Genomic DNA, 19,973 nt, shown 5'->3' on the forward strand with positions numbered 1-19,973 from the left:
GAAAAACCTCAGGCGTGGCGTGGGTCTGGATTGTCCAGGACGCTGTCTGTCTGCTCAGTGCGGAATTTCTTCAGCGCTGCGTGGAATTGCGGGTGCTTGGCGCCAAGGATGCTGGCCGACAGCAGCGCGGCGTTGATCGCACCGGCTTTGCCGATGGCCAGCGTCGCCACCGGGATACCGGCGGGCATCTGCACGATCGACAGCAGCGAGTCGACACCCGACAGCATCGAGGACTGCACCGGTACACCCAGCACAGGCAGATGGGTCTTGGCAGCGCACATGCCCGGCAAGTGAGCGGCACCACCGGCACCGGCGATGATCACTTCAATGCCTCGGCCTTCCGCTTCGTCTGCGTACTGGAACAGCAGGTCCGGCGTGCGGTGGGCTGACACCACTTTGACTTCAAAAGGGATGCCGAGCTTTTCCAGCATGTCGGCGGTGTGGCTAAGGGTGGACCAATCGGACTTGGAGCCCATGATCACGCCAACCAGTGCGCTCATCGTCGTGCCTCTCATCGGGCGCCCGCAGGCGCAGCTTAAAACAACAAGCCACGCGGGAGGACCGGCGTGGCTTGTTGTACGAATAATGACCGATTTAACCGGCCAAAGGCCGCGCAGTATACCGCAAAGTTGTGCGTTTAAAGCACCCGCGATCACCTTCCGTCATCGACGGTGCCGGGCATCCCTGCAGGCCGTGATTGCAGTCTCGAAGCAACTGGATGGCTACGCCGGTAGCGGTCGGGATTTCGTCGCCCTCATCGAGGGCTTCCTACACCACAAGAGCAGCGCCCCTACCGATTGAAGCGCAAGGTACAACTGTTGTAGCCGATCAGCATTTGATTAACTGGCGCTGCAACATTGGCTTAACAATTGAATCGACTCTCAAGGATGAGAACGTACTTATGAAAAACCTACTGAAAACATGGCTGTGTCTGGCCGTCTTTTTTTACCTGCCTTTTGCCAGTGCAGATCGACCCAATCTGGGATTGTTCCTGATCATGCATGATCAACTGACACCGCAGGAAGAAGCAGAGCTGGGTGATGGTTACCTGAATCACCTGCTCGCCCAAATGGAAGAAATCACGGGGCGCAGGACAACCGTCATACGTGTCAAAGATGTACCTGGCTTGACAGATTTCGCTTATCGCGGAGATGACATGGATGGCCTGTCACTGAAATTGTTTCTGGCAAGCAGAAATTATGCAGATGAGAAAAACCTGCCGCGCCCGTCAGCACGACATAAATACGTATTTCTGACCTCTAATAAAATCCGCCCGACCACACATGGCTTCGCGGCAAAACACTACAACGTCGCTATCGCATCCCTCAAAAACTACAACACACTGGCGCACGAAATAGGCCACCTTTTTGGCGCTACACACGAGGCCGCAACCGGCTTCCCGTGCCAGACGACGATGTGGGAGGACTTCTCGACATCGATCATCCCCTGCTATTACTTCAGCGAAGCCAACAGGGACCTGATTCGCAACTACGTTGACAACATACCCTCCATCAACTGAGTCATCGGCCCGCCACACACCCTCGACTCACCGCGCGTCTGTTGGGCGCGCGCATCGCAAGAGCACAGGCCTGACCGGCCCCAATGAAAAGCAGGCATCCGTCCTGCACTTCAGGACAGGTAAGGACTACATCCACAGATGCCCATTCTGATTTCCTGCCGAAGCCGACTGCTATTAGATAACAGGGGCCGGTCACGGACGGACCGACCATTAATCCAACAACTCAAGGATGAGTACAATGCTGAAAAAATACGCAAACCACCTGCTGCTGTTCTGCGCACTGACGCTAAGCCACGGGGCATGGGCAGATCAGACCGCCTCCAAGCGCCCGTTGACGCTGTACCTGGTTCTCCACGACGACCTTTCGCATCACAACACCCACGAACTGCGTCAGGATTACTTCGCCTGGCTTATCAAGGACCTCGAAAGCTTCACCGATCGCTATGTCCGGCTGATATTCATTCGCGACGTCCCGGACCTCACGGATTTCGCTTACCAGAATGACGATGTGGACGAGACCTATTTCGCCTGGAAAAACAAAATGGATCAGTACGTGATCGCCAATGACATGGAGCGCAGCGCGACCAGCAAGTACCTGCTGTTGACTCAGAACAAGATCAACGCGAATGACTTGGGCGCCAGCACCGACAAAAGCTACACCGGCATAGCCTCACTGGAAACATTCACCATTCCCGCACACGAGCTGGGCCATATGCTCGGTGGCACTCACGAAGCTGCCGAAGTGATCTACAAAGGCGGTTGGTGGTGTCAGACGAATATCGTCGAAGTCCACCAAAGCGTGCGCTCCAACTGCTACGTCTACAGCGATGCGAACAAGCAAATCATCGCCGACCATCTGAGCAGATTTCCCTGAACAGGCCAGGGCCTCTCTGCGGCATTGCCAAGGGCGGCCCTTGTCATGACGACTCAGACGAAGCAGCGCTTTCAAGCTTGCGCCACAGCAGGCGAACGTTGGCCTTGCGCACCAGTGCGCAACGGTACAGGCGAATCTCCAGCGGAACGTGCCATTGCGGCCCGCCGCACACCACCAGCTCTCCGCGCGCCAACTCGGCGCGCACACTCAGGTGCGGCACCCAGGCGATGCCCAACCCTTCAAGCGCCATACTTTTCAGGCTGTCAGCCATCGCCGTTTCGTACACCGTCGTGAAACGCAGATTGCGCTGGCGCAGCAGCAGGTTCACCGAGCGCCCCAGAAAGGCGCCTGCGCTGTACGCGAGCAACGGCACACTTGCTTCGCCTTCCATATCAAACAAAGGCCGGCCATCGGCATCCGCCGCACACACCGGCAACATTTCGGTATGCCCCAGATGCAGAGAAGGGAATATTTCGGCGTCCATCTGTAACGCCGCGTCGGGGTCGTAGAACGCCAGCATCAGGTCGCAACCGCCCTCGCGCAAGGCATGCACGGCGTCGCCAACGTTGGTGGCGACCAGTCGGGTCGCAATGTTCAGGCCTTCATTGCGCAACTGGGCGATCCAGCGTGGAAAGAACCCGAGAGCCAGGGAATGGGCTGCCGCCACCTGCATGACCTCACCCTGACCGCCCTCGAGATGGTGCAGGTGGCGCACCACTTCTCCCAACTGCTCGACCACCGTGCGTGCCGTGACCAGAAACAGCTGGCCGGCAGCCGTCAGTTCGATAGGCGTGCGCGTGCGATTGACCAGGGTGAGCCCCAACGCAGCTTCAAGGCTGCGAATACGCCGACTGAACGCCGGCTGGGTCACAAAGCGGCGATCGGCCGCCTGGGAAAAGCTGCGAGTGGCCGCCAGGGCGCTGAAATCCTCCAGCCATTTGCTTTCCAGATTCATCAGGTCCTCCCGGACAATGGATAACTGCCTCGACTGGCGACTGCGCATGCCCTGCAAGCACCGGTTTCAGGCGACCCCCGTGGGACGTCCGACAACGCGCCGCCGATACATGACCTGGCTGCCACCCGAACAGACCAGGCAGCAAACCGGGTGCGACATTTTGCCCTCTTTACGCACTGAGAGGAATCCAGGTCACACCGCCGTTATGCCGTTATTGCATAGCCCAGCGTTTAACAGCATTGGTCAAGACGGGACGGCAAGCCCACTATTCGCGGCGTTCCGGCATTGTCCGTGCCTTTTTTGAGACTCTTTTTATCATGTCCTCGCCTGCATCATCGCGCATCGAAAAAGACCTGCTTGGTGTTCTCGAAGTACCTGCCAACGCTTATTACGGCATTCAGACGCTGCGCGCCGTGAATAACTTTCACCTGTCGGGCGTGCCGCTTTCGCACTACCCGAAACTGGTTGTGGCACTGGCCATGGTCAAACAGGCGGCGGCCGATGCAAACCACCAGTTGGGGCACCTCAACGAGGCCAAGCATGCGGCCATCAGCGAGGCGTGCGCACGCTTGATTCGCGGCGACTTCCACGATCAGTTCGTGGTCGACATGATTCAAGGCGGTGCGGGCACGTCCACCAACATGAACGCCAATGAAGTCATCGCCAACATCGCGCTGGAAACCATGGGCTTCGAGAAGGGTGAATACAAGCACCTGCACCCGAACAACGACGTGAACATGGCGCAATCGACCAACGACGCCTACCCGACCGCGATCCGTCTGGGTCTGCTGCTGGGCCACGATGCGCTGCTTGCCAGCCTTTCCAGCCTTATCCAGGCATTCGCCGCCAAGGGCGAAGAATTCAATCATGTCCTGAAAATGGGCCGCACCCAGTTGCAGGACGCGGTTCCGATGACCCTGGGTCAGGAATTCCGTGCGTTCGCGACCACCCTGACTGAAGACCTCAATCGTCTGCGCAGCCTGGCACCCGAACTGCTGACCGAAGTGAACCTGGGCGGCACCGCCATCGGCACCGGCATCAACGCCGACCCTGGCTACCAGAAACTCGCCGTCGACCGTCTGGCGCTGATCAGCGGTCAGCCGCTGGTGCCGGCAGCCGACCTGATCGAAGCGACATCCGACATGGGCGCGTTCGTGCTGTTCTCCGGCATGCTCAAGCGTACTGCGGTCAAGCTGTCGAAAATCTGCAACGACCTGCGCTTGCTGTCTAGCGGACCGCGCACCGGCATCAATGAAATCAACTTGCCTGCGCGCCAGCCCGGCAGCTCGATCATGCCCGGCAAGGTCAACCCGGTGATTCCGGAAGCGGTCAATCAAGTGGCCTTTGAAATCATCGGCAACGACCTGTCGCTGACCATGGCAGCCGAAGGCGGGCAGTTGCAGCTCAACGTCATGGAGCCGCTGATCGCCTACAAGATTTTCGACTCGATCCGCCTGTTGCAGCGTGCGATGGACATGCTGCGCGAGCATTGCATCGTCGGTATTACCGCCAACGAACAGCGTTGCCGCGAACTGGTCGAGCACTCGATTGGTCTGGTCACCGCGCTGAACCCGTACATCGGTTACGAAAACTCCACCCGTATTGCCCGGATCGCACTGGAAAGCGGTCGTGGCGTACTGGAACTGGTGCGTGAGGAAGGTCTGCTCGACGATGCCATGCTCGACGACATCCTGCGCCCGGAAAACATGATCGCTCCACGTCTGGCCCCATTGAAGGCCTGACAGGAATGACCTGCGCAACCTGCTCACCAGATTGAGGGCCTAGACACCCCTCAATTTTTTGAGGGTCTGGGAGTGATTCTCCAGACCCTTTTTTTTGCCCGCGGCAAAGGACTCCGACACTGGATCCAAAGCCTCAGGTCCCCCATTTCTGCGGCATAATCCGCAGGAGTATTCATTCAGTGTCGCGAATGAAGAATCAGCCTCACAAGAACGCGACTACAGACGTAAAAACTTTGCACCGGTATAGTGCGCCCCCTCAAAAGTAGCGAGGAATAACAAAAATGCTGGAAATGATTAACGACTTTCTCTCCGGTAAAGTACTGATCGTACTTATCGTTGGCCTGGGCAGTTACTTCACGATCCGCTCGCGTTTCGTTCAGTTTCGACACTTTTTCCACATGTTCTCGGTGTTTCGTGACAGCTTGCGCAGCAGCGCCGGTCAACTGAGTTCGTTTCAGGCACTGATGCTCAGCCTTGCAGGCCGCGTCGGTGCGGGCAACATCGCAGGCGTCGGCATTGCCGTAACGCTGGGTGGCCCGGGTGCCGTGTTCTGGATGTGGGTCACCGCACTGGTCGGCATGTCCAGCAGCTTCATCGAGTGTTCGCTCGCTCAGCTTTACAAGCGCAAGGACTCCGAAGGCCAGTTCCGCGGCGGTCCGGCGTATTACATCCAGCACGGTCTGGGTAAACGCTGGCTGGGTATGGTCATGGCCGTATTGCTGCTGGTGACCTTCGGCTTTGCCTTCAACGGCCTGCAATCCCACGCCGTGACCGACTCGCTGAAAAGCGCGTTCAACATCGACACCACCACCACCGGCCTTTGCCTGGTTGTGCTGCTCGGTCTGGCGTTCATCGGCGGCATCAAGCGCATCGCGGCCATCTCCGACCTGCTGGTGCCGGTCAAGACCCTGATCTACATCGCCGTCACCATCTACGTCATCGTTCTGCAGATCGACCACGTTCCAGGCATGCTGATGACCATCGTCAGAAGCGCCTTCGGCATCGATCCAGTGTTCGGCGGCCTGATCGGCAGCGCAATCGTGATGGGCGTCAAGCGTGGCGTCTTCGCCAACGAAGCCGGCCTGGGCAGTGCGCCAAACGTGGCTGCAGTGGCTCATGTAGAGCACCCGGTGGCACAAGGCGTGGTTCAGGCATTCAGCGTGTTCCTCGACACTTTCGTCATCTGCACCTGCACCGCCCTGCTGATCCTGCTGTCCGGCATCTACGACATCGGGTATGACGGCAACGGCATCGTGCTGGCGCAGAACTCGCTGGCGGCAGTGGTCGGTGACTGGGGTCGCATCTTCATCAGCGTGGCGCTGGCCCTGTTCGTCTTTACTTCGATTCTCTACAACTACTACCTGGGCGAGAACAGCCTGCGGTTCCTGTTTGGCGAGAAGCTCAAGGCCATCGTGCTCTATCGCATCGCGGTTCTGGCCCTGATCCTGTGGGGTGCCGTGGTCGACCTGAAAGACGTGCTGGCCTTCGCAGACATCACCATGACCATGCTGGCGTTCGTCAACCTGATCGCACTGGCCATGCTGTTCAAAGTAGTGAAGCGCATTCTGAACGACTACGATGCGCAGCGTCGGGCCGGCATCAAGACGCCAGTGTTCGATTCCAGCCAGTTCCCTGACCTGGACCTGGACCGCAACGCATGGCCGGCCAACCCGTCCCGTCAGTCGACGCAGGACGCCGAACTGGCCGCCAAGCATGCGGCAGAAGCACGATAAACGCGACGTTACGCCGGAGAAGAACCATGACTCATGATGCACATCAACCTGCTCGACGCGTGATGGTTCTTTACACCGGCGGCACCATCGGCATGCAGGCCAGCGCCAACGGCCTGGCACCTGCATCGGGTTTCGAGGCGCGAATGGCCGGGCAACTGGCCGAGCACCCTGAACTGGTGGTGCCCGAGTGGCGTTTTCGCGAGATGTCACCGCTGATCGACAGCGCCAACATGACGCCCGCCTACTGGCTGCGCCTGCGCGAGGCGGTCATCGAAGCGGTCGATGTCGATGGCTGCGACGCGGTGCTGGTGCTGCACGGCACGGATACCCTGGCGTACAGCGCGGCGGCCATGTGTTTCCAGTTACTGGGTTTCAGCGCACCGGTGGTGTTCACTGGCTCGATGCTGCCTGCCGGCGTGCAGGACAGCGACGCCTGGGAGAACGTCAACGGCGCGTTGCTCGCCTTGGGTTCAGGCCTGGTGTCGGGTGTGCAGCTGTATTTCCACGGGCAACTGATGACGCCTGTTCGCTGCGCGAAAATTCGCAGCTTCGGTCGTCAACCGTTCGCGCCGCTGCAACGCTCGCGTGGCGGTCATGCTGTCGTTTCGCTGCCTGATGCGCTGGATTATCGGCAAACCAAGGCACAGGCCAATGTCGCCGTATTGCCATTGTTTCCAGGTGTAGGCGCTGCCCAGCTGGACGGACTGGTCAACAGCGGCATTCAGGGTCTGGTACTCGAATGCTTCGGCAGCGGCACCGGCCCCAGCGACGATTCGCCATTCATCGCCAGCCTGGAAAACGCCCGCGCGCGCGGTGTCTGTGTGGTCGCGATCACTCAATGCCACGAAGGCGGTGTTGAACTGGACGTCTACGAAGCAGGCAGCCGTCTGCGCGGTGCGGGTGTGCTGTCCGGCGGTGGCATGACCCGTGAAGCGGCACTCGGCAAGTTGCATGCACTGCTCGGTGCTGGCCTGACGACCGAAGAAGTTCGGCGGTTGGTCGAACTGGACCTGTGTGGCGAGCTGCGTTAAGCCCATCTGACTTTCTGCTCTACCCGAGGCGTTCCGCACACGCGGGACGCCTCTCCCCCTTTTTTTTACGACGCCTTGCATTCTTCTTGTGCGCCCCTGAGCATCGAATCCAGATTGCGCTCGATGTTTTCGCACAGCGCATTCATCTGAATCACGTGTTCGCTGGCCCGAAACGGGCTTTGCAGGTCGGTGCCGATTTTTTCGATGGCCAACAGCATGAAGCCCACCACCGTGGACGCCAGCGGCGTGAACCAGCCCAGGGTTTCCACCAGACCAATCGGTACGATCAGGCAGAACAGCGTGATGAACAGCCTCGGAAACGCCACGTACGGATAAGGCAACGGCGTGTTGGCGATACGCTCCATGCCGCCCTGGCAATTGGAAATGTCCACCATCGTCGACTCCAGACGCGCCAGCCGGATACTGTCCAGCCGTCCGCTCTGATATTCCTTCGCCAGCAGCGCAGCCGATGTGTTGAGCAGATCATTGGGGAAGTTGTTGGTATCGCGACGGCGTTCAAATTCTTCACGAGGGATCAGCATCTGAATCTCGTCACCGCATTCAACGCCTTTCAAATGCGCGGACAGGCACTTCACGTAGGCCACGTGACGGCGCAGCAGGATGGCCTTGACCGGGTTGATGCCGTCATCGTCCTCGACCAGCGTCAGGACCTGACGAGCAAAGCTGCGCGAGCTGTTGACCATCGCGCCCCACAGCGTCCGGGCTTCCCACCAGCGGTTGTAGGCACTGGAATTACGAAAGCTGGTCAGCACCACCAGTGCCGAGCCCAGCAGGGTCAACGGTAAGGACGGCAAGCTGATCTTGCGATCGAGAAACAGCATGAAATCGACCGTGACGATAACGTCCCAGATCAGCAGCCAGAACAGCGACCACCCTACATACCCGATGGTCTTGCCGAGAAAACGGATTTTCGAAATGATCGTCTGCTGCAAAAGAATACCCCTCGGATGAATAAGCGAAACCGCATGCGGACGCTACTGCACTGGCTTTGAATGCCAATCCGGCAGATGGTTCGCAAACGGCCGCTTTACCTCGGGGTTTCTGGCGTTCTCAGCAGCCAGTCAATGCCACTGGCTGCCGTTCGCCAGTGAAGAAAACCGGCCGCAGCCTGACGCCCACTACGTTACCGGCGTAAGCCGCGACCAGCCACAGCCAGCCGTGCAGACTGCCTGAGGCAATGCCGCTGAAGTAAGCGCCGATGTTGCAGCCGTAGGCCAGCCGCGAGCCGTAACCCAGCAGCAGACCGCCGATGACCGCCGCAACCAGCGAACGCGTCGGGATATCCAGGCTGGGCGCAAAACGACCGGCCAGACCGGCAGCCAGCAAGGCACCCAGCATGATGCCGATGTCCATCACGCTGGTGATGTCTTCCCAGACCGGCGCGGCCAGCGCCTTGGCATTCGCGGCGCTCTGCCAGAACACCCAACTGCCGACATCGACTCCCAGACCGCTGGCCACTTTCGCCCCCCACAGTGCAAACGCCGAGGTGATGCCCCACGGACGACCCGCCAGCGCCAGCGTTGCGTAATTCAGAATCGCCAGCGCTACAGCGCCCCAGACCAGAATCCACGGCCCGCGAAGCACACGAGAAAAGCCGCGATGCTCAGTGCTGACAGGCGCTTCCAGCTGACCATGACGGCGCTTTTCCAGCGTGACGGTTACCAGGGCGATCAACGCAAACAGCGCCAGATTGACGATCAGCGCAGGCACTACGCCGAACGTCTTGACCACTGAAATCGGTGGCAACGAAGGCAAGGCAAACCACCAGTCCACGTGATGCGTGGCGATCAGAGAGCCCAGGATGAAGAACAGCAGCGTCACCAGCATCCGCGCATTACCGCCGCCTGCGGTGAACAGCGTGCCAGACGCACAACCGCCTCCCAGCTGCATGCCGATGCCAAAAATGAATGCACCGACCACGACTGAAATGCCGACCGGCGCGACCAGCCCGGTGACCGGCTGACCAAAGAGCGTGCCTGCTCCCAGCGCCGGGAAAAACAGCACCACCGCCACAGCCAGCATCACCATTTGCGCCCGTAAGCCGGCGCCCCGTCGTTCACGGATAAAAACCCGCCATGCCGACGTGAAACCGAAGGCGGCGTGGTAGAGCGTGACGCCCAGCGCGGCGCCTACGATCCACAGCATGACCTGGCGTGTGCCCACGCTGAGTAGCAGGAACTGGGCGCCCATCAGCAGCAGGAACAGCGCAGCCAGTGGCGCGCCGAACTTGCGTCCGGGTGTTGCAGAAAGAGAGTTGTTCATGGGTATCTCAAAGACAGGTAGCAGAAAGTGCAGAGTATACGGGTACTGTCGGCCTACTCCGACCAGACCGCGCGCAGCCTGTTCAACGCATCTTCAATCGCCGGCTCCGGCACGGCGGCGAAGCCCAGCACCAGCCCGGCGCGGTTATCCACAGGTTCGCTGGAGTCGGGCAACCAGTACTCACTCAACGCGTTCATTTCGACGCCGACGCTTCTGGCCTTGGCAATCAACGCTTGCTCACGGGCAACGCTGTCCACTTTGACCATCACATGCAGGCCCGCCACCACTTTGGGCATCGCGGCGCAGCCAGATATACCCTCCGGCCAACCGGCCAGCAACGCGTCACGACGACTCAGCGCCGCACGGCGCATACGGCGAATGTGTCGCTGAAAATGCCCTGCCGCGATGAACTGCGCCATGACCGCCTGCACACTGATTTCGGTGTGGCGCATGTCGACCGCTTTACGCTGGCTGAACGGCTTGACCAAGGCTGGCGGGAGAACCAGATACCCCAGACGCAACGCCGGAAAGGCAATCTTGCCAAACGTCCCGACATACAGCACCCGCCCGCCCTGATCGAGCGCTGCCAGGGGCGCCAGCGGTGCGCCGCTGTATCGGTACTCTCCGTCGTAATCATCTTCGATGATCCAGCTCTGGTTCTTCTCGGCCCAGGCCAGCAGTTCCAGACGTCGCGCCAGGCTCATGACCACGCCCGTGGGGTATTGATGCGACGGCGTGACGTACGCCAACCTGCAATCCGACTGATCAAGATCGGCGCAACGCATGCCCTCGCCATCAACCGCCACCCCTTGCAACCGGGCACCGGCCACGGCAAATGCATGGCCGGCAGCGCGGTAGCCCGGATTCTCCACGGCAACCCCCTCGCCCGGTGCCAACAGCAATTGTGAACAAAGGCTGATTGCGTGTTGCGCGCCGCTGGTGATCACAATTTGCTCAGCGGTGCATTGCAGGCCTCGCGAAGACCGCAGGTACACGGCGATCAGCTCTCGTAAACGCCACTCTCCCGCCGCAGCGCCGTAACCCAGTTGGCCGAGATCAGGTTTGCGCCAGAAAGCCGCATAGAGCTTGCCCCACAACGCGAACGGGAACAGATCGAACGCTGGAACGCCGACCCTGAACGCTCCGGGCACCTCGCCTGAGGGTTCGCTCAAATGATGGTTTTCGATCAAATGGATCGCGTTGCTGTGGATAACTTGATTAGCGGGTTCAGGCAGATTTTCAGGCGATTCTGTGGACAAAGCTGTGCATAACCCTGTGCGCAAACCTGTGGACAAGTTGGTGGATAGTTTTCTGTGAGGGCTGCGGTGAAGCGCACCGCGACCTTCGGAAAACTGCGCTACATACGTGCCATCGCCCACCCGCCCCTCAAGAAAACCCTCGGCGTGGAGTTGATCGTAAGCGCGCATGACGCTGTTACGGGAGATCGCCAAAGACCTGGCCAGGTCGCGGCTGGCCGGTAACCGTGTTCCGCTGCTCAAGCGCCCGTCGAGAATCTGCTCACGCATAACCGCATAAAGTTGCTTGCTCAAGCCTTGGCGCGGGTCCAGCTCAATGCCGGTCAGCGTGGACGGGAATGCAACGCGGTCTGCAGGCATTCGATTGGCCTCATGAAATCTGTCGAAAATGGATCTTACAATGAACCAATGCCTTGCCTAGGATTTCTTCATCGGCCAAGGAAAACTGCCATGTACAGACCTGATGCGTTCCAGGAAAACGACACGCTCAACCTGCACGAGCAAATGGATCAGACCCGCCTTGCGATTCTGGTGACTCACGGTGAGGACGGTTTGCAGGCGACTCATCTGCCGTTGCTGTTACGCCGGGACGAGGGCCTTTATGGCACGCTTTACGGGCACCTGGCCAAAGCCAACCCGCAATCGCAGCAGTTGAATGCCGGTGCCGATGTGATGGTGATATTCCCGGGCGACGATGCTTATGTGAGCCCGTCGTTCTACCCGAGCAAAGCCGAACATGGCAAGGTCGTGCCCACCTGGAATTATCTGGCCGTACACGCCTACGGTCAGGCCACCGGCTTCACCGACCCGGCGCAACTGCATCAGTTGCTGAGCAGCCTGACCCATCGGCACGAGTCCGGACGCGCACAGCCGTGGTCAATCCATGATGCGCCTGCGGACTACATTGAAAAAATGCTGGGGGCGATTGTCGGCTTTGCCATTCCCGTGCAGCGTCTGCAGGGCAAACGCAAACTCAGCCAGAACCGCACGGCCCGGGACATCGCAGGCGTGCGAGATGGCCTCGCCGCAAGCCCGGACGCAAACGACCGGCAAATCGCTCGCTGGATGAGTTAAAGGGAGAATCTCATGACTGATGTTCGCATCCGCCCCGTCACTGCTGACGATCATCACGCCTGGCTGCCGCTGTGGCAGGCTTACCTGAGCTTTTACAAGACACAACTGGCTGATAGCGTGAGCCAAGAGACCTGGCGGCGCCTGATCGACCCAGACGAACCGACTCATTCAGCGCTGGCGTGGCGGGATGGCAAGGCGGTGGGCATGGTGAACTTCATCTACCATCGCTCCAACTGGAGCCTCAACAATGTGTGCTACCTGCAAGACCTCATTGTGGCGCCCGAGCAGCGTGGCACAGGCATTGGCAGACAACTGATCGAATGTGTCTACGCCACCGCCCAGGCCGATGGCTGCGACAAAGTGTACTGGCTCACCCATGAAACCAACGCCACGGCCATTCAGCTGTACGAGCGGATTGCCGAACGACCCGGGCTTATTCAATTTCGCAAAGCGCTCTGAAACAGGAAGTGATTCATGTCTGACACGCCGCTCGACTGGCAAGCCGCCACATTGCCGACAACCCGAACCCTGACAGGCCACTTCGTTCGTCTGGAAAAGCTTGATGCCGTGCGTCACGGTGATGACGTGTGGGCCGCGCTTCAAGGCCCGGATGCCGACCCGAAGCTGTGGGACTATCTGCCTTACGGCCCGTTTAACGAACGCAATGCGTTCGATGCGTGGCTGACCGGGCACCAGACCGCTTCCGACCCGTGGTTTTATACGATCATCGATCAACAGACCGACAAGGCAGAAGGGGTCATCAGCCTGATGTCGATCATTGCCGCACATGGCCGGATCGAAATAGGCCACGTGACCTTCAGCGCGGCCATGCAACGCACCCCAAAAGGCACCGAAGCCATTTACCTGCTGGCCAAAGAAGCCTTTGCGCTGGGCAATCGACGCCTGGAATGGAAATGCAACGCCCACAACGCACGCTCCAAACGCGCGGCTGATCGATTCGGCTTCAGCTACGAAGGCACCTTCCGCCAGCACATGGTGGTGAAGGGCCAGAGCAGAGACACGGATTGGTATTCGATGCTCGACCATGAATGGCCAGAACGGCAAAAAGCGTTCGAACGCTGGCTGGCTGTGGATAACTTCACGGGCGGACAGCAGATCAAGGGGCTTGAAGCGTTTCGGCAGTGAACTGCGCAGCCGCCACCGATTCTCGTTCCCACGCTCCGCGTTGGCACGATAAACGCTGGGTCAGGCTGCACATGCACAGAATAAAAAAAGGGAAGCCACGAGTGCTTCCCTGAGGTAAACAGTTGAATGCTGTGAGGCGCGTGATCAGCCTTCGATCTCGACCAGTATCTCGCCCGGATTGACGCGGTCGCCTTTGGCGACGTGGATCGCCACCACCTTGCCGGCGACGGATGCCTGGACTTCGGTTTCCATCTTCATGGCTTCGGTAATCAGTACGGCCTGACCGGCTTTGACCACATCGCCTTCCTTGACCAGCACATCGACGATGTTGCCCGGCATGGTGGTGCTGACGTGGCCCGGTGCGTGGGCCTGCTTGCGCTTGCTGGCGCCGCCGCCGACAAACTCGTTGAGCGGTTCGAACACGACCTCTTCCGGCATGCCGTCGATGGACAGATAGAAGTGGCGCTTGCCCTCGGCCTTGACGCCCACACCGGTGATATCAACCCGGTAGGTCTCGCCGTGTACATCGATGACGAACTCGGTCGGCACGCCCTCACCGCCCGCCCTGGCCACGCTTCCCGCCTCGGGAATCGGCAACAACGCTTCCGGCGTCAGCGTCCCGGCTGCGCGCTCTTCAAGAAACTTGCGGCCAATGTCCGGGAACATGGCGAACGTCAGCACGTCCTCTTCGGACGCGGCCAGTGCGCCAATGTCGGCGCGCAGTTTGGTCATCTCCGGCCGAAGCAGGTCGGCGGGACGCACATCGATCAGCTCCTCATTGCCAATCGCCTGACGACGCAGCTTCTCATCCACCTGACCCGGCGCCTTGCCGTAGCCGCCTTGCAAATAGAGCTTCACTTCATTGGTGATGGTCTTGTAACGCTCGCCCGCCAGCACGTTGAAGAACGCCTGGGTGCCGACGATTTGAGAGGTCGGTGTCACCAGCGGTGGATAACCCAGGTCTTTGCGCACCCGAGGGATTTCCGCCAGCACTTCGCCCATGCGGTTGAGCGCGCCTTGCTCCTTGAGCTGGTTGGCCAGGTTGGAAATCATTCCACCGGGCACCTGATTGACCTGCACGCGGGTATCGACCGCAGTGAATTCGCTCTCGAACTGGTGATATTTCTTACGCACCGCGTAGAAATACAGGCCGATTTCCTGCAGCAGTTCCAGGTCCAGCCGGGTATCGAACTCGCTGCCCTTGAGCGCCGCGACCATCGATTCGGTGCCCGGATGGCTCGTGCCCCAAGCGAAGCTGGAGATCGCCGTGTCAATGTGGTCCGCGCCACTCTCGATCGCCTTGAGCTGGCACATCGCGGCCAGGCCGGCCGTGTCATGGGAGTGAATGAAGACCGGCAGCGATTGCTCGGCTTTCAGCGCCTTGACCAGCTCACCGGTGGCAAAGGGCGTCAGCAGGCCGGCCATGTCCTTGATTGCCACCGAATCGCACCCCATCGCTTCCATTTGCCGGGCCTGCGCAACGAACGCTTCAATTGTATGGACCGGGCTGGTGGTGTACGCGATGGTGCCCTGCGCATGTTTGCCTGCGGCTTTCACCGCTTCAATGGCAACGCGCAGGTTACGCACGTCGTTCATCGCATCGAAAATGCGGAACACGTCGATGCCGTTGACTGCCGCCTTGGCCACGAATGCTTTGACCACGTCATCGCTGTAATGCCGATAGCCCAGCAGGTTCTGACCGCGCAGGAGCATTTGCAGACGTGTGTTCGGCAACGCCGCACGCAACTGACGCAAACGCTCCCACGGGTCTTCCTTGAGAAAACGCACACACGCGTCGAACGTCGCCCCGCCCCAGACTTCCAGCGACCAGTAGCCGACCTTGTCGAGCTTGCCGCAGATCGGCAGCATGTCTTCGGTACGCATGCGGGTCGCCAGAAGCGATTGGTGAGCATCACGCAGGATGGTGTCGGTGACGAAAATCTTTTTGGACATCTCAATATTCCTTACAGACCGGCGTGTGCGGCGATGGCGGCAGCGATGGCCAAAGCCAGCTCTTCGGGTTTGCGCTTGATCGAGTAATTGGTCAGTTCAGGGTGGCTTTCGACAAAGCTGGTGTTGAACTCACCGCTGCGGAATTCCGGGTTGCGCAGAATTTCCTGGTAATAGGCAGCGGTGGTCTTCACCCCTTGCAGGCGCATGTCATCCAGCGCACGCAGGCCACGGTCCATCGCTTCTTCCCAAGTCAGTGCCCAGACGATCAGCTTCAGGCACATCGAGTCGTAGAACGGCGGAATCGTGTAGCCGGTATAAATGGCCGTGTCGGTACGCACGCCAGGCCCGCCGGGTGCGTAGTAACGAGTGATCTTGCCGAAGCTGGGCAGGAAGTTGTTCTTCGGGTCTTCGGCGTTGATCCGGAACTGCAGCGCAAAACCGCGATGGATGATGTCCTCCTGCTTGACCGACAGCGGCAGCCCGGAGGCGATGCGGATCTGCTCACGAACAATGTCGATACCGGTGATTTCTTCGGTGATGGTGTGCTCGACCTGCACCCGGGTGTTCATCTCCATGAAGTACACCTCGCCCTCGGCGAGCAGAAACTCCACAGTGCCCGCATTTTCGTAACCGACCGCTTTGGCGGCACGCACTGACAGATCGCCGATGTAGGCGCGCTGTTCAGGCGTCAGTTGCGGACTGGGCGCGATCTCGATCAGCTTCTGGTTACGCCGTTGAATCGAACAGTCGCGCTCGAACAGATGCACAACATTGCCGAAGCTGTCGCCGAGAATCTGCGCTTCGATGTGCTTGGGATTGACGATGCACTTTTCCAGAAAGACTTCCGCCGAACCAAAGGCTTTGGTCGCCTCGGAAATCACCCGAGGGAACGCCTGCTCCAGTTCTTCACGACTGTTGCACCGCCGAATACCGCGCCCGCCACCACCGGAAGTGGCCTTGAGCATGACCGGGTAGCCAATGCGCTCGCCTTCGACCAGTGCCTCCTGGATATCGGCCACATTGCCTTCCGTACCGGGAGTCACCGGCACCCCGGCCTTGATCATGCTGCGCCGCGCTTCAGTCTTGTCGCCCATGCGGCGAATCACTTCTGCCGAAGGGCCGATGAACTTGATGCCACGTTCGGCGCAGATATCAGCAAGCTCGGCGTTTTCCGAGAGAAAACCGTAACCGGGGTGCAGCGCATCGCAACCGGTTTCCACCGCCAGATTCACCAGCTTGCGCGGGTTCAGGTAACCCGCCAGCGGTTCGGCACCAATACTGTAGGCTTCGTCAGCACGTTTCACGTGCAAGGCATGCCGGTCCGCGTCGGAGAATATCGCCACCGAGCGAATGCCCATTTCGGCACATGCACGCACGATGCGGACGGCAATCTCTCCGCGGTTGGCGATCAGAATTTTTGTTATCACTGATGATTCCTCGACCCTAAAGACCAAACCGGTCAGCACATCCTGGTAAGCGTTGCACTTGCGCTTTTTTGTAACCGGGCATGTGACTCAATGTCGCAGGCACACCCTATTCCGGATCAGGGATTAACAAAAATGAGTAAAAGTTGGGTGATGCATAAGCAAAAGCTTATAGTCGATTTCCCGGCAACGTCCGAAAGGTATTTATAAATGCGTAAGTCATTGATGCGCATGACATTGCGTCAGTTGCGCATTTTCAATGAAGTGTGTGATCTGCGTTCATACAGCCGCGCAGCGGAAGAAATGTCCCTGACCCAGCCCGCTGTCAGTCTGCAGATCCGGCAGCTTGAAGAGCTGATCGGCCAGCCGCTGTTCGAGTATGTTGGCAAAAAGCTCTACATGACGGAGGCCGCCGAAGCGCTGCAATTGGCCAGTCGGGATATTTTCGGGCGCCTGGAAAATCTGGATATGCAGCTCTCGGACATGCAGGGTTCGCTGCAGGGACAGTTGAAGCTGGCGGTGGAGTCGAGCTGCAAGTATTTCATTCCGCACCTGTTCGCCGCGTTCAAACGCCGTTACCCGGAAGTCAGTCTGAGCCTGATGGTGGTCAACCGTGCGCAGATCATCAGGCGATTGTCGGATAACCGCGACGATCTGGTGGTGATGTCGGCAGTGCCACAGGACATGGGGCTGGAGTTTCTGCCCTTCCTCAATAATCCGATTGTCGCCATAGCGCCGCCGGATCATCCATTGAGCAGTCGTGAAACATTGAGCCTGAGGGATCTGGAGCCCTGGCCGCTGCTGACCCGGGAAACGGGTTCAGGCACCCGTCGGGCCTGCGAGGAATACTTCAAAGAAAAACGCGTGCATTTCGCGCAAACGCTTGAGGTGTCTTCCAGTGAGGCGCAACGCGAATGCGTGGTTGCCGGGCTGGGCCTCGCCTTGCTGACGCGGCACGCGGTCTGTCAGGAACTCGCCACTGGCGCACTCGTCGAGCTGCCTGTGGCGGAGCTGCCGTTATACCGAAGCTGGTGCGTGGTTCAGGCCAGGGACAAACGCCTGTCACCCGTGGCACATGCCTTTCTGGCGTTCATCCGCACCGAACGCGCGCAGATCAGCCAGCTTGTCGAGCGCTTCGACGGTCGACCGCGGGCGGTGTGACAGTCTGCCAGACAGAATTCGTGACCCCGTCCATGTAGTCGCAAAGCTCCTGGTTGAGCTGACGCGCCTCGCTGTAGCTTTCAATCGCCCGACGAAACTCCATGCGACGCTGATCTTCCTGCTGACGGCGGGTTTTCACGGTGCTGTTGGGCAAATCATCGTAGTGCCGAGCCATGTCCTGTCTCCCAATACGTTTTACGGGAGCACCAGAATGGAGCGCAACGATGACAGCCCGGCGGCACGCAGGTGACAGATCAATGAACTTTCGCTGAGCACTCGTCAAAATATCTCAAAAAATACATATGTATTGCCTTTGGCCGGTCCGCCAAACGCAAACTAGCCCTGCAGGACGCAATTCACGAATCCAACAATTTATTAGCAAGGAGCTAACCAATGACTAGCAAAAACAAAAACTGGACTGTGCGCGATGACAGAACGGCGCACGTGAACACCCTGACAGTAGCAGGCCTCGTACCTACAACCGCCAGCAACACGTTCCCCATCCTGTCCGTCAGCAACACACTGGGTGGTGCCGGCCAACTGGTTCTGAACCTGACCTACAAAACAGAAGATTTCGGTCTGCAAGTCCTGAGCGAGGCACCCGTCATATACACCCAGCCAAGCGACCCGACCATTACCTCTGTCTGGATTTATCAGGACGATAAGCTGCTGGTCAGCATCGATGACATAACCGTCATACATTGATCGGCACACAACAGATTCAGAGACAGCTCTCTCCAGACGCCTCAGGGTTTCCGGAGAGGGCTTTCTTCGCTGCTGTAACTTGATTCAGTCTTCGTGGGTCTTGATCGACTTAGGCGACAGGCGCAAGCCGCGCAGGCTGCGTTTGACGCTCTTGAGGTGGTTGACCAGACTCGGGCCGCGCGCCATCGCGACGCCCATTGCCAGCACATCGATGACCACCAGATGCGCGATGCGCGAGGTCAGCGGCGTGTAGATTTCCGTGTCTTCATGCACGTCGATGGCCAGATTGACCGATGACAGCTCGGCCAGCGGCGTCTGGCTCGGGCACAGGGTGATCAGGGTAGCGCCGCTCTCGCGGACCAGATTGGCCGTGATCAGCAGATCCTTGGAGCGTCCGGACTGGGAAATGCACACCGCGACATCTGTCGGCTTGAGGGTGACCGCCGACATCGCCTGCATGTGCGGATCAGAATACGCCGCCGCCGTCAGCAGCAGCCGGAAGAACTTGTGCTGCGCATCGGCAGCCACCGCACCCGACGCACCGAACCCGTAGAACTCGACCCGGTTAGCGCCGGCCATCGCCGTCACCGCCAGTTGCAAGGCATGCGGGTCAAGGTTCTCGCGCACTTCCATGAGTGTGTGCAGCGTGGTGTCGAAAATCTTCAGGCTGTAATCGGCGACCGAATCGTCTTCATGAATAGCGAACTGCCCGAAACTGGCGCCCGCCGCCAGGCTTTGCGCCAGCTTGAGCTTGAGGTCTTGAAACCCGGTGCAACCGATGGCGCGGCAAAAGCGCACGATGGTCGGCTCGCTGATCCCGACGCTGTGCGCCAGATCAGCCATAGAGCTGTGCATCACGGCCGCAGGGTCAAGCAGCACATGGTCGGCTACCTTGAGCTCCGATTTGCGAAGCAGATGACGTGACTGGGCGATGTGTTGCAGCAGATTCAAGAGGCAGACTCGGCAAGAGGATGGTGGGCTGGCTGTAGCTTTCTTGTAGTTATACTACATGACCTGCAAGCCGCCCAGTTAAACGACGCCGAGACGTATTTCACAGGCTCTAAAAAGACAATTCGGAAAAAAATGTGGGAATAATCCTACATCAGGGGTCATCTCG

General features: G+C 59.2%; 19 protein-coding genes. 10 read left to right on the forward strand and 9 right to left on the reverse strand.

Annotated elements, in window-relative coordinates:
- Nucleotides 1–8: 8 nt before the first annotated feature.
- Nucleotides 9–500, reverse strand: a complete 492-nt coding sequence (gene purE, locus BW686_RS08875; protein ID WP_003340324.1) for a 5-(carboxyamino)imidazole ribonucleotide mutase — start codon at nt 498–500, stop codon at nt 9–11.
- Nucleotides 501–901: 401 nt separating this feature from the next.
- Between purE and BW686_RS08880 the strand changes: the two genes are divergently transcribed.
- Both BW686_RS08880 and BW686_RS08885 read left to right on the forward strand, forming a co-directional pair.
- Nucleotides 902–1,519 (forward strand): reprolysin-like metallopeptidase, encoded by a 618-nt coding sequence (locus tag BW686_RS08880; protein WP_084915963.1) that lies wholly within the window; start codon nt 902–904, stop codon nt 1,517–1,519.
- Nucleotides 1,520–1,757: 238 nt separating this feature from the next.
- Entirely contained in the window at nt 1,758–2,393 is a 636-nt protein-coding gene (locus BW686_RS08885; RefSeq protein WP_084915964.1) for a hypothetical protein, read from the forward strand.
- 43 nt (nt 2,394–2,436) lie between these two features.
- Here the strand turns inward: BW686_RS08885 and BW686_RS08890 are convergent, their stop codons facing one another.
- Entirely contained in the window at nt 2,437–3,348 is a 912-nt protein-coding gene (locus BW686_RS08890) for a LysR substrate-binding domain-containing protein (RefSeq protein ID WP_084915965.1), read from the reverse strand.
- Nucleotides 3,349–3,665: 317 nt separating this feature from the next.
- Between BW686_RS08890 and aspA the strand changes: the two genes are divergently transcribed.
- The 3 genes from aspA (at nt 3,666) to BW686_RS08905 (ending at nt 7,854) form a co-directional block, all read left to right on the forward strand.
- The gene (aspA, locus tag BW686_RS08895) at nt 3,666–5,090 is read left to right on the forward strand and encodes an aspartate ammonia-lyase (RefSeq protein WP_084915966.1); all 1,425 of its coding nucleotides are present in this window, start codon (nt 3,666–3,668) and stop codon (nt 5,088–5,090) included.
- 281 nt (nt 5,091–5,371) lie between these two features.
- A complete protein-coding gene (locus tag BW686_RS08900) occupies nt 5,372–6,823 on the forward strand; it encodes an alanine/glycine:cation symporter family protein (protein ID WP_084915967.1) in 1,452 nt (483 codons plus the stop codon).
- 26 nt (nt 6,824–6,849) lie between these two features.
- The gene (locus tag BW686_RS08905; RefSeq protein WP_084915968.1) at nt 6,850–7,854 is read left to right on the forward strand and encodes an asparaginase; all 1,005 of its coding nucleotides are present in this window, start codon (nt 6,850–6,852) and stop codon (nt 7,852–7,854) included.
- Between the two features lie 65 nt (nt 7,855–7,919).
- Here BW686_RS08905 and BW686_RS08910 read toward each other — a convergent pair whose 3' ends face one another.
- From BW686_RS08910 to pdxR, 3 genes are all read right to left on the reverse strand, one after another.
- Nucleotides 7,920–8,807 (reverse strand): bestrophin family protein, encoded by an 888-nt coding sequence (locus tag BW686_RS08910; RefSeq protein WP_084915969.1) that lies wholly within the window; start codon nt 8,805–8,807, stop codon nt 7,920–7,922.
- Between the two features lie 118 nt (nt 8,808–8,925).
- Nucleotides 8,926–10,137 (reverse strand): YeeE/YedE family protein, encoded by a 1,212-nt coding sequence (locus BW686_RS08915; RefSeq protein ID WP_084915970.1) that lies wholly within the window; start codon nt 10,135–10,137, stop codon nt 8,926–8,928.
- A 53-nt stretch (nt 10,138–10,190) separates the two neighbouring features.
- Entirely contained in the window at nt 10,191–11,753 is a 1,563-nt protein-coding gene (pdxR, locus tag BW686_RS08920; protein WP_084915971.1) for a MocR-like pyridoxine biosynthesis transcription factor PdxR, read from the reverse strand.
- A gap of 90 nt (nt 11,754–11,843) precedes the next feature.
- On the opposite strand from pdxR, the gene BW686_RS08925 reads away from it, so the two are divergent.
- The 3 genes from BW686_RS08925 to BW686_RS08935 are packed head-to-tail and all read left to right on the forward strand — an operon-like array spanning nt 11,844 to nt 13,613.
- Nucleotides 11,844–12,467, forward strand: a complete 624-nt coding sequence (locus tag BW686_RS08925) for an FMN-binding negative transcriptional regulator (RefSeq protein ID WP_084915972.1) — start codon at nt 11,844–11,846, stop codon at nt 12,465–12,467.
- 12 nt (nt 12,468–12,479) lie between these two features.
- A complete protein-coding gene (locus BW686_RS08930; protein WP_084915973.1) occupies nt 12,480–12,926 on the forward strand; it encodes a GNAT family N-acetyltransferase in 447 nt (148 codons plus the stop codon).
- Nucleotides 12,927–12,941: 15 nt separating this feature from the next.
- On the forward strand, nt 12,942–13,613 hold the full coding sequence (locus BW686_RS08935; RefSeq protein WP_084915974.1) for a GNAT family N-acetyltransferase: 672 nt from the start codon (nt 12,942–12,944) through the stop codon (nt 13,611–13,613).
- A gap of 144 nt (nt 13,614–13,757) precedes the next feature.
- On the opposite strand, the gene oadA is transcribed toward BW686_RS08935, so the two are convergent.
- Nucleotides 13,758–15,566 (reverse strand): sodium-extruding oxaloacetate decarboxylase subunit alpha, encoded by a 1,809-nt coding sequence (gene oadA, locus BW686_RS08940; protein WP_084915975.1) that lies wholly within the window; start codon nt 15,564–15,566, stop codon nt 13,758–13,760.
- A gap of 11 nt (nt 15,567–15,577) precedes the next feature.
- Entirely contained in the window at nt 15,578–16,993 is a 1,416-nt protein-coding gene (locus BW686_RS08945) for an acetyl-CoA carboxylase biotin carboxylase subunit (RefSeq protein ID WP_005895054.1), read from the reverse strand.
- Between the two features lie 207 nt (nt 16,994–17,200).
- Here BW686_RS08945 and BW686_RS08950 point away from each other — a divergent pair, with 207 nt between their 5' ends.
- Nucleotides 17,201–18,151 (forward strand): LysR family transcriptional regulator, encoded by a 951-nt coding sequence (locus BW686_RS08950; RefSeq protein ID WP_084915976.1) that lies wholly within the window; start codon nt 17,201–17,203, stop codon nt 18,149–18,151.
- On the opposite strand, the gene BW686_RS08955 is transcribed toward BW686_RS08950, so the two are convergent.
- A complete protein-coding gene (locus BW686_RS08955) occupies nt 18,105–18,290 on the reverse strand; it encodes a PA3496 family putative envelope integrity protein (RefSeq protein WP_179149226.1) in 186 nt (61 codons plus the stop codon). The two genes, BW686_RS08950 and BW686_RS08955, sit on opposite strands and share 47 nt — an antisense overlap.
- Nucleotides 18,291–18,544: 254 nt before the next feature.
- Here BW686_RS08955 and BW686_RS08960 point away from each other — a divergent pair, with 254 nt between their 5' ends.
- Nucleotides 18,545–18,856, forward strand: a complete 312-nt coding sequence (locus tag BW686_RS08960) for a hypothetical protein (RefSeq protein WP_084915978.1) — start codon at nt 18,545–18,547, stop codon at nt 18,854–18,856.
- 84 nt (nt 18,857–18,940) lie between these two features.
- On the opposite strand, the gene hexR is transcribed toward BW686_RS08960, so the two are convergent.
- Nucleotides 18,941–19,807 (reverse strand): transcriptional regulator HexR, encoded by an 867-nt coding sequence (gene hexR / locus BW686_RS08965; RefSeq protein ID WP_054086090.1) that lies wholly within the window; start codon nt 19,805–19,807, stop codon nt 18,941–18,943.
- Nucleotides 19,808–19,973: the final 166 nt, after the last annotated feature.

Origin of the sequence: Pseudomonas syringae, from assembly GCF_002157375.1 — a bacterium.
GTDB classification, from domain to species: domain Bacteria; phylum Pseudomonadota; class Gammaproteobacteria; order Pseudomonadales; family Pseudomonadaceae; genus Aquipseudomonas; species Aquipseudomonas syringae_T.